This window comes from Clostridioides sp. LIBA-6622 (assembly GCF_056716095.1).
In genome coordinates, this window is sequence record NZ_CP196998.1 from 2325394 (window position 1) to 2341224 (window position 15831).

Below are 15831 nucleotides of genomic sequence, written 5' to 3' on the forward strand. Positions count from 1 at the left end.
TCCTTCATTCTTCATTATTTTACAGTAGTTCCTATATTTTCACCTTTTACTGCTCTTATTATATTCTCTGTTGTAAGCTCAAATACCTTTATTGGAATCTTATTATCCATACATAAAGATGTCGCTGTAGAGTCCATTACTTTTAATTCTTTTTGTATAACTTCCATATAACTTAATTCTGTAAATTTCTTAGCATCTGCATGTACTTTTGGATCCTTGTCATATACTGCATCAACATTTTTAGCTAATAAAATAACTTCTGCCTCCATTTCAGCAGCACGTAAAGCAGCAGTTGTATCTGTTGTAAAGTAAGGGTTTCCTGTTCCTGCACCAAATATAACAACTCTTTCCTTTTCTAAATGTCTAACTGCTCTTCTTCTTATATATGGTTCTGCAATTTGTCTCATATCTATAGCAGTTTGAACTCTTGTAGCAACCTCTATATTTTCTAGTGCATCTTGTAATGCCATCGCATTCATAACTGTAGCTAACATTCCTATATAATCAGCAGTAGTTCTGTCCATTCCTTCGCTAGTTCTACCTCTCCAGAAGTTTCCTCCACCTACTACTACAGCTACTTCAACACCTATTTCTTGTATTTTTTTAATAGCAATAGCAATATCATTAACTACATCATTATTTATACCAAAACCTCTTTCTCCAGCTAATGCTTCTCCACTTAATTTTAACAATACCCTTTTGTACATTGGTTTATCCATCAGAAACCTCCTATTTCAATCCTTCATATCCATTTTTTCTATTTTTTAAAAAAGAGAACACCTGCGTGTTCTCTCTTTGGTTATTACTTAAGTTGCTTCGCAACTTCTTCTGCAAAGTTTTCTTCTCTCTTTTGTATACCTTCACCAACTTCGAATCTCACAACTTTAACAACTTTTATATCAGAACCTACTGCTTTAGCAACATCAGCAACTAATTGTTTAACAGTTATATCTGGATTTTTAACGAAAGTTTGCTCTAATAAACAAACTTCTTTTAATTCTTTTTCTAATCTTCCTTTAACCATTTTTTCAACTATATTAGCTGGTTTTCCTTCATTTAAAGCTTGTTGAGTTAATACTTCTGTTTCATGTGCTATGTATTCAGCATCTACTTCGTCTCTTGAAACATACTTAGGATTCATAGCAGCAACTTGCATAGCTACATCTTTACCTAATTCTAAAACTTTAGCATCTCTAGCTTCTGTTTCCATTTCAACAAGAACACCTATTTTTCCACCACCATGGATATATCCAGCAACTTGTCCATTAGTTACAACTTTAGCAAATCTTCTAAAGTCTAATTTTTCACCGATTTTTGCAACTCTATTATTTAAAACTTCTTGTAAAGTTATTCCTTCTCTATGAGTCTCACCTAATAAAGAAGCTACATCTTCTTTATCAGTAGCTAATGCCATACAAGCAGCATCTTTAACGAATACTTTGAAGTCTTCATTTTTAGCAACGAAATCTGTTTCTGAGTTAACTTCTACCATAGAAGCAACTGTATTATTATCATTCATTTCTATTGCAACTAGACCTTCAGCAGCAACTCTACCAGCTTTTTTAGCAGCTTTTGATAATCCTTTTTCTCTTAATAAATCTACTGCTTTTTCCATATTTCCTTCAGCTTCTTGTAAAGCTTTCTTACAGTCCATCATTCCTGCGCCTGTACTTTCTCTTAACTCTTTTACCATTTGAGCAGTTATATTAGCCATTTTTTAAGTTTCCTCCTACTTATTCTATTCCATATTATAAATGGTAAGGGCGACCCTTACCATTTAATTGTCAAATTATTATTCTTGGTCTTCAGCTACTTCTTCTTCAGCACCTTGTCTACCTTCGATTACAGCTGTTGCCATAGCACCAGTTATTAATTTTACGGCTCTTATAGCGTCATCATTTCCTGGTATAGCAAAGTCTAATTGCTCTGGGTCACAGTTAGTATCAACTATTCCAACTACTGGTATACCTAATCTATGAGCTTCTTGAATAGCTATGTTTTCTTTTCTTGGGTCAACTACGAACATTGCACCTGGTAATTCAGGCATATCTTTTATTCCACCTAAGTATTTTTCTAGCTTTTCTTTTTCAGCTCTTAATTTTATAACTTCTTTTTTAGGAAGAACATTAAATACACCTTCTTCTTCCATTTTTTCTAATTCTCTTAATTTATTTATTCTAGTTTTTATAGTTTTGTGGTTTGTTAACATTCCACCTAACCATCTCTCATTAACAAAGTACATTCCGCATCTTTCAGCTTCATCTTTTATAGCATCTTGAGCTTGTTTCTTAGTTCCTACGAATAAGATTGGCTTTCCTGTTTCAGCTACTTCTTTAGTGAACTTGTAAGCTTCTTCAACTTTTTTAACTGTTTTTTGTAAGTCGATTATATATATTCCATTTCTTTCTGTGAATATATACTTAGCCATTTTAGGGTTCCATCTTCTTGTTTGATGACCGAAGTGAACACCTGCTTCTAATAATTGTTTCATTGATATTACTGACATATTCTACCTCCTGGTTTTATACCTCCAGCTTGATCTTCTCCCTAAAAAACCATGTAATAGGCACCTTTTAAGGATCCCAATGCTGTGTGTGATTTATTTTATTTTTTCACCTCTAGTAGTATATCATAGAGGCGAAAAAATAACAATATTTTTTCCATATTTTCTATTTTTATATTTTTTTGTGTATTTTATACCATTTTTTTGAATTTAATTTGCAAATTTCATTTTTAATTTTGTTTTTAATGATATATTATCTACATTATTATTACTTACTATATCTACACTTCCAAGTAAGTCACCTGAATTAGTATAGTATTTTATAGTACCCATAGTATCGCCTTTTTTAACAGGATACTCTATATTTTTAATCTTTACTTCTGATTTTATACTTTCATCCTCTTTTAATACTGTATAAAGTTCATCTTTAGCTTTTAAAGTAACTTCTAATTCTTTCATTCCTTTAATATATCTCTTACCAATAAAGCTATCTTTATCAATCAATTTTTTCATATTAAAATTTTCTTTTCCATATTTAAGTAGTGCTAAGGAAGCAGATGTTCTTTTATTTTTATGATTAGTACCCAATACTACACCTATTACTCTACGTTTTTTCTCGTTTTTATCACTTTTATTTACAATCATAGAAAATGATAAACAATATCCAGCATTACCAGTATATCCAGTTTTTATACCATCTACTTCTGGTATTATTCTTAATAATGCATTTGTATTGCTTTTTTCAAAACTTCTATCTGAGTTTGTATATGTCTCCATATCAGTTATAGCTGTTACTTGTTTTTCATAATGGTCAAACATGTATTTCCCAAGAATAGCTATATCTCTTGCAGTAGATTTATTTTCTTTTGCTGGCTGTTTCGGATTACTCAAATCGTATATTGGAAGACCATTTGGGTTTAGGAAATGCGTATTTGTCATTCCTATTTCTTTTGCTTTTTTATTCATTCTATCCACAAAAGCTTCCTTAGTTTTACAAATATGTTTTGCTATAGCAATCGCCGCATCATTCCCTGATACAATCATAAGACCCCTCATAAGCTCTATAAGTGGAACTTCTTCACCATTTTTAAGTTTATAACTTGAACCTTTTACAGATGCAATAGACTTGTCTATTTTTACTACATCAGTTTCTTTTACTTCTTTATTTTCAATAGCTTCTATTGCAAGTAAAAAAGTCATCATCTTACTTAAACTAGCTAATGGCACCTTCATATCAGGTTCTTTACTATATAAAACTCTACCTGTTTCTTGGTCTATAAGTATAGATGTTTTTGAATATTTGTCTACAGACTTTTCATCTGCATATGAATAGGTTGGTATTATAAAAACTAGTATCATGGCTAATGCTATAATTTTTCTTATTGCATTTTTCAATTTTTTCACCTTCTTGGATTATTAAGTATATTTATATTTAAATTTTCCCTATTTAGTCCAATTTATATCTAGTAATTAATACCTATCCATATTTACACAGATATTATCTTATCATCCTTTTAATAATCATAGATGCCCAAATTGCTCCTATTGTAACTCCAAAAAATACTTCTATTCCTGCTAAAGCCTTACCAATCAAACTTGTAGCAACCATATCTCCATATCCTACTGTACTAAATGTAGCCATACTAAAATACCATAAATCTATATACATTCTGAAAATCTCACTTAATGAATAATCGCCTATGTTATTTATATTTAAGGCTACAAGCGTACTATTTGAACTTTCTATACCTACAAATAAGTATAATAAGGCAAAAACACTTATTATCACTATAATCACTAACAATATATTCCATGGCTTTTCTCCATAACCTGTAGTATAACGTGCTACTTGGTCAAAAAATTTTTCAACTAAATAATCACTGAAAGTAGGATAATCAGAGCGTTTCATTATTTTACTACTATAAATCCTTTCCTTATAATAATAAAACCCTATCATTTCGTATTCTCCAATTTTTGTCGCTTGATTTCTAGCTATTCTATAATTTATCTTTCCATGTTTATACTCACTTTTACCATACTCAACATTTTTTAGCACAAATTTTGTGCACATGCTAAAAATAATGCCATCCATTCGTGGAAAATTTTCTACTTTATTAACCACTAAATCTGGCCCTTTAAATTTTACTTTTTCAAATATACGGTCATTTACATAAGCTTTACTAAATCTTGTTTTATTAAAATCACAGTTTTCTAGAAATACACCACCATTAAAAAATATACTTTTTCTAAATTCTGTATAATTAAAGATAATATTCTTTTTAAAAATGTATTTTTTGAAATTTACTTTCTCTTTAAATATCACTTCAGAAAAATTTAATCTTTTATAACCATAAGTTAATATTTCTTCTGCATTAAATTCATTTTCAAATATAAACCCATCAAATTCACTTATTTCTTCTTTATAAATAGTGTCCATCATTAATTGCATATCTTTATCAGACTTATGTTCTTTATGAAAGATACAATATCCAGAAGAATCTGCTTCCCTATGGCATTTTTTTTGCCCATCTATTTTAGATATCCATTTACAGTTCATAAATATCCTCCAGTACAAAACAATTATTACTATTTTGTATTAGTTTGGATATTATTTTATTTTATATACTTAAATACTTACAAAATATATATTAAATTGCTTATTTTAAAATTTTTAATATCTTACTTACAAACAAGAAAATAAAGTTTATCTATACTTTTATTTCTTTAAACAATAAATATAACTTTAAAATTACTTATCATCCTTGAGTAATTTTGTAACTATATTTAGTGCTACTAAATCATCCATAAATCCTATTGGAAATACAAAATCTGGAATAACATCTGTTGATATTACAAAATAAAGTAACATACTTCCAATCAATAAATATTTTTTTATTGTAAGCCCTCCTGTACAAAAGTCAGCATACATTTTTCTCAATCTATCTGTAAATTGACCTTGCTTTTCAATAGAATCTACCTTTTTATTAAAATTATCAAAAAGCAGTTTTTTGCCTTCATCTGTCTGTACATATAATTTGCACTTACTCAATTCTTTTTCAATATTTCCATTAAAATTCTTATCATTGATTAAATTTGCAAATCCAAGAATATCATCAAAATTACTAAAATCACTATCTATATTAAATATTTGATTATTATTGTTTTTAAATTCGTATCCTGAAGCTTTTAATAATTCTTCTAAATTAATATTTAAATGGATTGCTATCTTTTCCAAGTGATTTATGTTGGGTTTTTGCTTATTATTAGCTATACGAGATATAGTAGCTTTGTCAATTCCACTTTTTTTACTCAATTCTCCCATTGATATATCTTTTTCTTCTAGTAAAATCTTAAATAAATCACCAAAATTCCCAACCGCACTATTTTGCTCCATTATTTTCACCTGCTTTATTATGATTGGTTTTATATTATTAATATGATTTTTTTGTTACTTAGGTGTTGTACGATGTTGAAATTTTATCAACAATTTATTGGTTTATCTGTAACAATTTATCCATTTTTACAATACTATAACTAATATAAGTATAAAATTTAAGAGAAAGGATGTTAATCTGCTGTGATTGAATCAATTTTATTAGTGACTTCTCTTTGTATAGATGCCTTTGTAACAAGTTTTGGATATGGCTTAAATAAAGTTAAAGTTCCTTTATATTCAAATATAATTATTAGTATAGTCTGTTCAGCTATTTTGGCAATATCACTTTTTGCAGGTACAATCGTTAGAGATTTTTTACCTCAAAATATAACAATGTTAATATGTTTCTTTATCTTATTTTTATTAGGAAGTGCTCGATTAATTGAAAGCTTTTTTAAATCTTATTTTAAGAAAAAATCCATACATTCAAAAGATTATAATCTTAATATGTTAGACCTTAAATTAAATTTTAATGTAAGCATTGAACCGAATACTTTAGATACAAGTAAGACTAAAATACTCAAGTCTGCTGAAGCATTTACACTTGCTATTGCTCTAAGTCTAGATGGATTAGCGATTGGGTTTGGTAGTGGGCTTGTCGGTGTAAATTATATACAAGTTATTCTATTTTCTTTACTATCAAATGTAATTGCAGTTCTACTTGGTTGTTTACTAGGAAATGTATTTGTTAAAAAGATAAATTTAAACTTATCTTGGTTAAGTGGTTTAATACTGTTAGTCATTGGATTTATGAAGATATGTTAATAAAAAAGCTATCTAAAAATAAAATTTTATCTTTAGATAGCTTCTTTTATGTTTTTATATTTGTTTTCTATTATCTCTAATTTCTTTCTGAATCTTTTTAAGAGCTTTCTTTGAACCTCGTTGAATATCTTTTTCTAATTTTCTATCCTCAAAACTAGTAAACAATGTATTCAAATCATATCCTTCTGGATATAATTCTGACGCTTTTATGCTAAGTTGCAATCTTTTTATATTTACTGAAATAAAATTATCTTTAAATAATACTTCTACATTATTAAATTTGTCTATTGGTTTATATACAACTCCAAAATCATTTTCATCTAATAATTTTACCTTATCTCCTATATTATAATCCGTATAGTTTGGAGTAATTTCAGAATTATTATTATCTTCAATATTCGATTGTAGTTTGCTTCTTTTAACTAAATCTAAATTGTAGTTTCTATCAATTATATATTCTTTAGCTCTCTCTAATACTCTATTTTTTATTCCCATTTTCTTTGAAATAAAAAGAGCATTACTATCTTCAGATTTTCCTATAGTTAATTTATACATTGGTTCTAGAGTTTCTTTATCAAACATCATACCAGCATTTTCGAACTCTGGATGTAAATTTGCAAACTTCTTTATCTCTCCATAATGAGTGGATGCTATTGTTATACATCCCATTCTGTAAAACTCTTCTAATAATGATATTGCTAATCCTGAGCCTTCATTAGGTTCAGTTCCACTTCCTATTTCATCAAATAGAACAAGGGTAGAATTATTGGACAAACTCATAATCTCTGCGATATTTTTTATGTGTGATGAAAAAGTACTTAATGCATTTTCAATACTTTGATTATCTCCTATATCCACAAAAACTTTTTCAAATACACTAAGTTCACTACCTTCTTTTGCAGAAATATCAAATCCACATTGAACCATTAAAGTTAATAGCCCAACAGTTTTAAGAGTTACAGTTTTTCCTCCTGCATTAGGACCTGTTATTACAAGACTTCTATATTCTTTACCTATTTCAAAATCTAAAGGTACTACATCTCCTGTTAGAAGAGGATGTTTACCTTTAATTATTTTTATATATCCATTATTGTTTATTTTTGGAGTAATACCTTTTATTTTTTGACTGTACTTAGCCTTTGCAAATACCATATCATATTCAGAAAGTATTTCTATATTCAATTTTATCTGATTTATCTTATCAAATATAAGTTCTGTTAAATAAGATAATATTTTATATTCTTCAATAGTCTCATCAGCTTTTAACATAGTCAACTCTGTACTTAGATTTGAAACACTTATAGGTTCAATAAATACAGTATTCCCTTTTGATGATGTGTCTAATATAGTACCCTCTACTTCATTTTTGTATGAAGATTTAATTGGTACTACATATCTATCATTTCTTTTACTTATTATAAACTCTTGTATATATTTTTTGTTTATAGTTGATGTTATAAATTTATTTAGTCTATCTTTTATCTTTCCTTCTGTAATTTCTATATTTCTTCTTACTTTTTTTAATTCTTTACTAGCATTAGAATCAACTTTATTAGATTTTATACAGTAATTTATCTCATCTTCTATGTTTTTACATTCGGTTATGTTTAAAGCATAAGAACTTAATGTAGGTGAATAAAATTCTTTTTCTAGCATAAAAGTTTTAATTTTCCTACATCCTCTTAAAAAATCTTCAATATTTACAAGTTCAATTGGTTCTATTATCATTCCTTTTTCAATTTTGTCTATTGTAGAACCTGCATTAAACAATCCTTCAAGTGGTATATGATTGCTATTTTCAATTATCTTTCTAGCTTCTTTATTCTCTGCTAATTTTCTTCTTACTACTCCAATATTACCACTAGGAGTTAGTTTATCTATTAAATTTTTCCCAAGTGAACTTACACAATATGCTTTTATTAACTCTTTAACTTCATTTAGTTGTAATCTTTCAAATGTATTACTATTCATTATTTTTTCTCCTTTATTTATAAGTCATAGGCTTTTAAATCACCATATCATTTCTTTGATAATAGTTATTTTGTGAACGACTTAATAAATAAGGAGTTATTATGCATCAAACTCCTTATTTATTAAGAAGTTTAACCCCGGACTCATTACTATTAGTATTTTTCTTCATAAAAAACTGCTCCTTTTCTATTTTTACTTAATCATTTCTCTTGGTGCTTCTAATATTATTTCACAAATTCCATCTTCATGTCAATAAAAATAATTTCATTGATGTTTTTGCATAATGAAAATTGTAATTCATCAAGAATCTATAAATACTTATACTCATTATATCCTTATTTTTCAACACATTTTTTAAACTTTCTATTTATTGTATTAATACAATCCTTTCATTTGCATTTTTTCTTCTTTTATGAGAACAAAAAAATAGCTGATAATAGTAAAACAATTTTACATATTCTAACAAAATCAGCTATTTATAATCTAATATAATTTTAGTCTTTTTTAACTTTAAAAATTAACCTTTATAAGTAATCAGTGGTTTCATAGTTGCCACTACTTGAATAAGTTTATATTCTATCAAACTTTCAATAATTTGTTCTATATTTTTATAAGCTTCTGGAGCCTCTTGAAATAATAAATTTATATCATTACATAGAATATGACTTTTAAATTTAGTTTGTTTTATAGTATCTTTATTATACTTGTTTGTAAGACGAGATTTACAAATTGAACGAGACCATTTTCTACCTGCACCATGTGACAAAGAATATAAAGATATCTCTGTATTTTCACTAGGCATAACTATATATGATAAGCTACCTCTTGAGCCTGGTATAATTACAACTCCATTTTCACTTGAAATAGCACCTTTCCTATGTATAAAGTTATCTTCTCTTTTCTCTATAAAATTATGATTTATAGATAATATCTTTTCTATGTCTCCAGATGTACCTATTGATTGCATAATTTTTTTACTGACAATTTCACGATTACGTTCTGCCCAAATTAAAGCCTTATCATGGCTTTCCATATAAGCTCTTGCTTTCTCACTTTCAACCTCAAGACCATTTTTATTATAAAATTTGTTCAAAATAGTTTCTCCATAATTTCTTGAGCCACAGTGAACTAACATCATTATATCATCAGCTGAAAATTTTAATTGTTCAAATATTTCTTTATTATAAACCTCATTTACACATTGAAATTCTACAAAATGATTTCCACTTCCAATAGTTCCTAAATTTAAAATTGGACATTCTTCTTCATATATATTTGTTATTTCTATATCTGATAAGTCTTTAATCTTACTAAGAGACTTAATCCATCTTTCTTTTTTAAATTTCTTTTTTAAAATCCCAATTTTAAACAAAGTCATTCCACATCCTATATCATTTCCAATTATATGTGGATAAATAAAATTGCTAGTTTCAACAGCTAGACCAACAGGTACTTTACCTGCATGTAAATCAGGTAATCCTACTATTCTTAAAACTCCATTTAAGTTTAAAATATCTTCAAGTTGTCTCTTTGCTATATCTTCAATCCAACACTTATTACTTGTTATTATTTTTATTTTACTCATATTTTGCTCCTTTTTAATATGCTCCTACCTTTAAAAAGTAGCAAAAAGTTGTGACCTTTAGCCACAACTTTTCATTCTAAACTACAAAAGCAGGTGGCTATTTGTTAAATATTCTTAAATGTTTGATACCTCATTATTTTTTTCTAACATAATAACCACTTCCTTTCATAATTTATAACTACACTAGATTTTCTATCTGTATATGGTTTATAATATTAATTTTAAATATATAATATATAAGTTTTATAATATAGAACTTATAATAATCATTGAAATCATAACTATTGCTAAACCAGCAACAACAAGTTTTTTATGTAATTTTTTTCTCACTTTAATTTTTTCTTCTTTTTTAACCTGTACGACTTTATCTTGCTTCTCTTCTTTTTTATCATCTTCAACTTCTATATATGCTTTTTCATACATTACTTTACTTAAATCAACAATAATATCATTGGCTCTAGTATATTTATTATTTCTACCAAGAAGCCTCTTGATAACGTTTATAAGTTCTATATTTCCATTGATTGCTTTTATACTATTCCAATCTAATCCTTTATCAATAGATTGTAATATTTTTTCTTCTGAATTCAATTCCCCAAAAGGTAATTTTTTAAATATTGCCTCAAATAAAATAAGCCCTGTCGCAAAAAAATCACTTTCTTTATCGGTATAATTTATACATAGTTGATGTGGGCATAAATATCTTCTATTTCCATAGCTTCTCGTATTAACCCCATTATTTGCTTTTGTAATTCCAAAATCACAAATCTTAATATTATATTCTGTATCTACTATTATACTACTTGATTTTAAACTACCATGATATGAATGATTTCTGTGTATCATTTCTAAAGCTTTTAAAACTTGTATCATTATATTTACAATTGCTTCTAAATGAAGATAATTACCTAGAATTAACTCATCTAATCCGATACCATTAAAGTCTTCACTTACAACATAATACAATGTTGTTTCTTCTGTACAATGAATTCCAACATCTATTATTTTTAGTATATAAGGAGAGTTTATTTCATCTAAAGCAGTACTTTCATCAATTAAATTTGAAACAAAATCCTCACAGATATAATTATTGTGCTTTATGACTTTTATTAGCACATTTTTTCTGTAAAAAACATCTCTAGCTTTATAGATTTTGTTAATTTCTAAAACGTCATCAGAATTTACTACCTCATATCTATTGCCTATAAAATTCAACCATGTCACCTCCTCATACATTTTATATAACTAAATCTATTTACAATTATACCAATATATAGGAATATTTTCTATATATTAATGACTCTAATATCAAAACAAGAATCGATAATGTTACTTTTACACAAAAAAAACAAGAAAGTCATAGGCTTTCTTGTTTTTTTGTATAAATATCACTTTTAAAAAATGATTTATTTTTTTAATTCTTTATAAGAACTATTTGATATATGTTCTTTTTTTATGACCTTTCCATTTGAATCTTTAAATATTCTATATGTAGAATACTTATTTTGACCAGTCTGTTTTACTTCTATTGATATATTAGGTTTGTCACCAGAGTTACCATATATTACTGATGATACACTTCCTCCACCTGCATAGTTTCTAATATATACAGGATGGTTATATGGATTTTTAAACTTTAAGTTTAATCCTCCATCACTTACAGTAGCATCTCTTCCTTTTGGTACATAAGTTGATGCAGATGAGTGATTTGTAACTTGAGTTATTTCCATTCCTGAAATAAGAGCAGCATTATAAATTGTTGAAGATGTCTGGCAAACACCCCCACCTGCTGATTGCTCTAATTTCCCATAAACTATAACTGGTGCATCCTTATAACCATTAGCTTTATTACTAGGTCCTGTAAGTTTATTATATGAAAACTCTTCGCCTGGCATCAATAATACATCACTAGTTTTTCTTGCTGATAGACCTACATTATATGACCTACCCTCTACAGCCTGAGAATAAGTAGTTGAATATTGACCTATAACAGAATTCACAGTTTTTACTTGTTCAGTTGTTATGTCTGGTTTTTGAAGATTTACTTTAAGCTCTAAAGACTTATGCTCTTTATTCTTTATCATATTATATATGGATTCTTTATTTGCTGCTAAATCAAACTCTCTTCCTACAACAGAATCTGTATAATTCAACCCTCCACTTCCAACACTAATAGAAGCATTTTTCATTTTGACATTGATACTATCTGCTATAGATGATACTTTAGAACTAAGCTTTGCCTCATCATAACTAGATTCTATTTTTAGAGCTAGCTTATTTATTCTTATATCAATATATTTTTTTAAGTTTTGAAAGTAAGAGCCTTTTTTCGTAGTCTCATATGCATTTTTTACAACTTCTTCTGTATTATATCTTAAATCAATATCTTTTGGAGATATCGTATATTTTTTCCCATCATAACTAAGATTTAAATCTTCTGGAGTATACTTACCTGTTATAGCTTTTAATGCTTGTTCTTTAGTCATATCAGATACATTTACTCCTTCTATATACACATTTTTAGCTATTTTTCCATTATACAGAAATTTGTTATTAAAAAAATAAGTAAATCCTCCTATAGCTACAACTAAAATTGCTAATACTATTGCAAAATTTCTCTTTCTTTCTTTTCCTAATCTTGAAACCCTTGTTGCACTTCTGCCCATAACTTCACCTCATTTTAACACTAACTTGATTTTGCCTAATAGAGTTTCCATTTCAAAACTACTTTAGATTATATTTGAATAGCTTTTTTTAAACAAGGAATTTAATCAAATGTAACTTTATTGTAAATTTATGTCTTATAATTAGTTTTATTTTTGATATTTTTGTATTATATTTTTTTATTATTTCTTAATAAAAAAATGAAGTATTTTATCATAATTAATTTGATTTATATTAAAGTTTGAATATAACCTATAACTGGATAATGGTCTGATAAGCAAACTTTTTCTACTTCATATCCTTTTAATTCAACATTTTTATTAACAAAAATGTAATCTATTCTAGATTTTGATTTTTCAAATGTAGGTAGATAAGACTTATTTAGTGAAATAGCCATATCGTTGAACATACTTAAAAAAATATTTTTCTCATTAAAGTCACCACATAAAACAACTATCCCTACTAATCTATTTCTATAGTCCATTATTTCATCCAATTGTTTTGCTCTTTCTTGTCTATCAAGACCCAAATGAGTATTTATTATATTTATGATTCTTCCATATGCATTTATAGTTATACAAAGTGCCCCTCGTTGTTCTTTTTTACTAGTTAGGAAAAAATGATTGCTATTTAACATTTTAAATTTTGTAAATGTACAAATCCCATATATCATGTTTACCTTTTTTACGTTTGTAGCAAATACACCATCCATATTTAAGATAGTTTTTAAAGCTAAAAATTGAGGATATAATACTTCTTGTAAACAAATTACATCACAATCCAATTGCTTTAAATATGTTCCCATTTTAGTTAGAGTTAATCTATTATTTGAATCCATACCTTTATGAATATTGTAGGTTACTATTTTCATAATAATATCACCTCTTATGTAATATAATACTTATTAAAGTTTAAACTTATTTACTTTTCGCTTAAAATCATTATTCATTTTATAAAATCAAGTAATTATAAACTTTATCACAAAAAAACCTAACTTAAGTATTTATATACTACATAAGTTAGGTTTTATAAACTATTATTTTATTCATTTCTAATGATGATTCTCCTTTTTTATCTTTTTCAATTTACCTTCACTAACAACAAATAAAAATCCCATCTTCTTATATATTTCATCCAATTCAATTAACGTTACTTCACCATTTTTTAAATTTGTTAATGTTATATCTTGTATTCTTCTTGATGGAATTATCATAAGTTATCAACACTCCTTTAAATTCTTTTTAATCTTTATATTTAAATATATTTATGCATTCTGATATATATTCATAAATTATTAAAATAAATTCAAAAAACATCCGTTCTGCAAACGTTCGTTCTATATATTTATTATACATCATACAGACGTTCGATTCAATACAAAAATTAAATATATCTCGATTCTAGTAAATTTTACAATGTTATGCACTAAATATGTCAAAATATCTTTTTTATATGAATTATATTGTCAAATAAAAAGCCATCTCAACAAGAGCTTACGCTTAAATTGAGATGGCTTTTCTTATATAAAAGTATTAGTCTGAGATTATTTTTGTTAAGCTAACATGTGTAATATTTGAGTTACCATAAGAGCACAATAAGTACCTATGACATTTCCTAAAAGCCCCATAAGCACTCCCACTGGTATCAATACTGGGTTATGAACTCCAGCAATCATAGGAGCTGTAGTTACTCCACCTATATTAGCTATACTTCCTACTTCACAAGTAAATAAGTCTAACTTAAACAGTTTTGCAAGCCCTATAAATGAAATAGCATGTACAAGGACTACTACCAAACCAAACATTATGTAAACAGGTGCTTCTGACAATCCAAAGAAATTTGCTTTACTACCTGTAGCTGCAAGAAGTAAATACATAAACACATTTCCTACTAATGTACTTCCCTTAAGCTTTGATATTTTAGTCATACCTAATAATATTGATACTGTAGATGCAACAAGTACTACCCACATAGTTTCATTAAGTATACCTGAAGTTGGAAGTATCTTAGATACAATTTGTGCAAAAGCAGCTACTCCAAATCCAACAGAAAGTAAAGTCATAAGTTCCACAAATGTAGGTGCTGTATTATCTTTATTTTCTTTCTCAAGTTTTGATGTAACCTCATCTATAAAACTTGTATCACATTTTGTCCATTTATTAAATTTAGGTCCAAATTTTACAGACATTAGACAAACAGACATCCATACTGTATATCCTATAGAACCCATAAGTATTGCATAGCTAAGACCTTCTTCTGCAACTCCTAGAGCATTTGCTGCTGCAATCATATTGGATGAACCACCTATCCATGAACCAGATGCTGCCCCAAGAATTTTCCATGAATCTGCACCCATTGAACCTTTAAATATTATAAATGCTATGACAAATCCAAGCATAAATGTAAATGTAGCACAGAAAAATGATAATAACATTTTAGGTCCCATTTTTAATATTTTTCTTAAATCACATTGAATTAATAAGAATACTAACATTAATGGCAAAAAATTTACTGTTATTATATTTTGATATATTCCAACATCTTCATTTTGTGCAAATAAACCAAATGATGCTAATATAGCTGCTCCTAAGTAGATTAAAAGCATCGGATTAATAACATCAAATATTTTCCATTTCAATTTATCCACCATAAAAAAAATTACACCTACAAACACAACCAAGAAACTACAATATACAAATCCATTCTCAATCACATTATACACATCCTCTCTTTTCTTAATTAATTTTATTTTTTATGATTCCTAATAAAGACCTTTTCTCCAGAAAATAAACAATTAAAATAAATATTTTCATCTATATTATGCTAATTAAATACATATATACCTAACTATTTACATATATTAATAAAGGTTTGCAGATTAATTACTTTAAGAAATGAATAATCTGA

Annotated in this window: 14 protein-coding genes; 1 reads left to right on the plus strand and 13 read right to left on the minus strand. The window is 27.2% G+C overall.

What is annotated here, in order from left to right:
• Positions 1-14: 14 nt before the first annotated feature.
• The 6 genes from pyrH to ACTG47_RS11245 all read right to left on the minus strand — a co-directional run bounded on the left by pyrH (position 15) and on the right by ACTG47_RS11245 (position 5897).
• On the minus strand, positions 15-719 hold the full coding sequence (gene pyrH, locus ACTG47_RS11220; RefSeq protein ID WP_021384989.1) for a UMP kinase: 705 nt from the start codon (positions 717-719) through the stop codon (positions 15-17).
• Between the two features lie 83 nt (positions 720-802).
• Positions 803-1714, minus strand: coding sequence for a translation elongation factor Ts (tsf, locus tag ACTG47_RS11225; protein ID WP_169465988.1), 912 nt, complete (start codon positions 1712-1714; stop codon positions 803-805).
• A gap of 78 nt (positions 1715-1792) precedes the next feature.
• Positions 1793-2506 (minus strand): 30S ribosomal protein S2, encoded by a 714-nt coding sequence (gene rpsB / locus ACTG47_RS11230; protein ID WP_003424537.1) that lies wholly within the window; start codon positions 2504-2506, stop codon positions 1793-1795.
• A gap of 207 nt (positions 2507-2713) precedes the next feature.
• Positions 2714-3898 (minus strand): D-alanyl-D-alanine carboxypeptidase family protein, encoded by a 1185-nt coding sequence (locus tag ACTG47_RS11235; RefSeq protein ID WP_479927082.1) that lies wholly within the window; start codon positions 3896-3898, stop codon positions 2714-2716.
• 103 nt (positions 3899-4001) lie between these two features.
• Positions 4002-5060 (minus strand): potassium channel family protein, encoded by a 1059-nt coding sequence (locus tag ACTG47_RS11240; RefSeq protein WP_479924603.1) that lies wholly within the window; start codon positions 5058-5060, stop codon positions 4002-4004.
• A gap of 192 nt (positions 5061-5252) precedes the next feature.
• Positions 5253-5897 (minus strand): helix-turn-helix domain-containing protein, encoded by a 645-nt coding sequence (locus tag ACTG47_RS11245; RefSeq protein ID WP_169465982.1) that lies wholly within the window; start codon positions 5895-5897, stop codon positions 5253-5255.
• Positions 5898-6080: 183 nt separating this feature from the next.
• Here ACTG47_RS11245 and ACTG47_RS11250 point away from each other — a divergent pair, with 183 nt between their 5' ends.
• Entirely contained in the window at positions 6081-6704 is a 624-nt protein-coding gene (locus ACTG47_RS11250; protein ID WP_479924604.1) for a manganese efflux pump, read from the plus strand.
• A 54-nt stretch (positions 6705-6758) separates the two neighbouring features.
• Here ACTG47_RS11250 and ACTG47_RS11255 read toward each other — a convergent pair whose 3' ends face one another.
• From ACTG47_RS11255 to ACTG47_RS11285, 7 genes are all read right to left on the minus strand, one after another.
• The gene (locus tag ACTG47_RS11255; RefSeq protein WP_479924605.1) at positions 6759-8675 is read right to left on the minus strand and encodes an endonuclease MutS2; all 1917 of its coding nucleotides are present in this window, start codon (positions 8673-8675) and stop codon (positions 6759-6761) included.
• 517 nt (positions 8676-9192) lie between these two features.
• The gene (locus tag ACTG47_RS11260) at positions 9193-10260 is read right to left on the minus strand and encodes an RNA ligase RtcB family protein (protein WP_479924606.1); all 1068 of its coding nucleotides are present in this window, start codon (positions 10258-10260) and stop codon (positions 9193-9195) included.
• Positions 10261-10503: 243 nt separating this feature from the next.
• Entirely contained in the window at positions 10504-11484 is a 981-nt protein-coding gene (locus ACTG47_RS11265; protein WP_479927083.1) for a protein kinase domain-containing protein, read from the minus strand.
• 182 nt (positions 11485-11666) lie between these two features.
• Positions 11667-12926, minus strand: coding sequence for a VanW family protein (locus ACTG47_RS11270; protein ID WP_169465974.1), 1260 nt, complete (start codon positions 12924-12926; stop codon positions 11667-11669).
• A 227-nt stretch (positions 12927-13153) separates the two neighbouring features.
• Positions 13154-13795, minus strand: coding sequence for an endonuclease/exonuclease/phosphatase family protein (locus ACTG47_RS11275; RefSeq protein ID WP_479924607.1), 642 nt, complete (start codon positions 13793-13795; stop codon positions 13154-13156).
• 180 nt (positions 13796-13975) lie between these two features.
• Positions 13976-14137: a hypothetical protein gene (locus ACTG47_RS11280; RefSeq protein WP_003424559.1), complete on the minus strand. Its 162-nt coding sequence runs from the start codon at positions 14135-14137 to the stop codon at positions 13976-13978.
• A gap of 339 nt (positions 14138-14476) precedes the next feature.
• Positions 14477-15637 (minus strand): DUF819 family protein, encoded by a 1161-nt coding sequence (locus tag ACTG47_RS11285; RefSeq protein WP_169465970.1) that lies wholly within the window; start codon positions 15635-15637, stop codon positions 14477-14479.
• Positions 15638-15831 lie beyond the last annotated feature (194 nt).

Coding starts and splice junctions, on each gene's coding strand:
- ACTG47_RS11240 (WP_479924603.1), bottom strand. CDS start 5,060: ATGAACTGTAAATGGATATCTAAAATAGATGGGCAAAAAAAATGCCAT.
- pyrH (WP_021384989.1), bottom strand. CDS start 719: ATGGATAAACCAATGTACAAAAGGGTATTGTTAAAATTAAGTGGAGAA.
- ACTG47_RS11280 (WP_003424559.1), bottom strand. CDS start 14,137: ATGATAATTCCATCAAGAAGAATACAAGATATAACATTAACAAATTTA.
- ACTG47_RS11260 (WP_479924606.1), bottom strand. CDS start 10,260: ATGAGTAAAATAAAAATAATAACAAGTAATAAGTGTTGGATTGAAGAT.
- ACTG47_RS11245 (WP_169465982.1), bottom strand. CDS start 5,897: ATGGAGCAAAATAGTGCGGTTGGGAATTTTGGTGATTTATTTAAGATT.
- rpsB (WP_003424537.1), bottom strand. CDS start 2,506: ATGTCAGTAATATCAATGAAACAATTATTAGAAGCAGGTGTTCACTTC.
- ACTG47_RS11275 (WP_479924607.1), bottom strand. CDS start 13,795: ATGAAAATAGTAACCTACAATATTCATAAAGGTATGGATTCAAATAAT.
- ACTG47_RS11255 (WP_479924605.1), bottom strand. CDS start 8,675: ATGAATAGTAATACATTTGAAAGATTACAACTAAATGAAGTTAAAGAG.
- tsf (WP_169465988.1), bottom strand. CDS start 1,714: ATGGCTAATATAACTGCTCAAATGGTAAAAGAGTTAAGAGAAAGTACA.
- ACTG47_RS11270 (WP_169465974.1), bottom strand. CDS start 12,926: ATGGGCAGAAGTGCAACAAGGGTTTCAAGATTAGGAAAAGAAAGAAAG.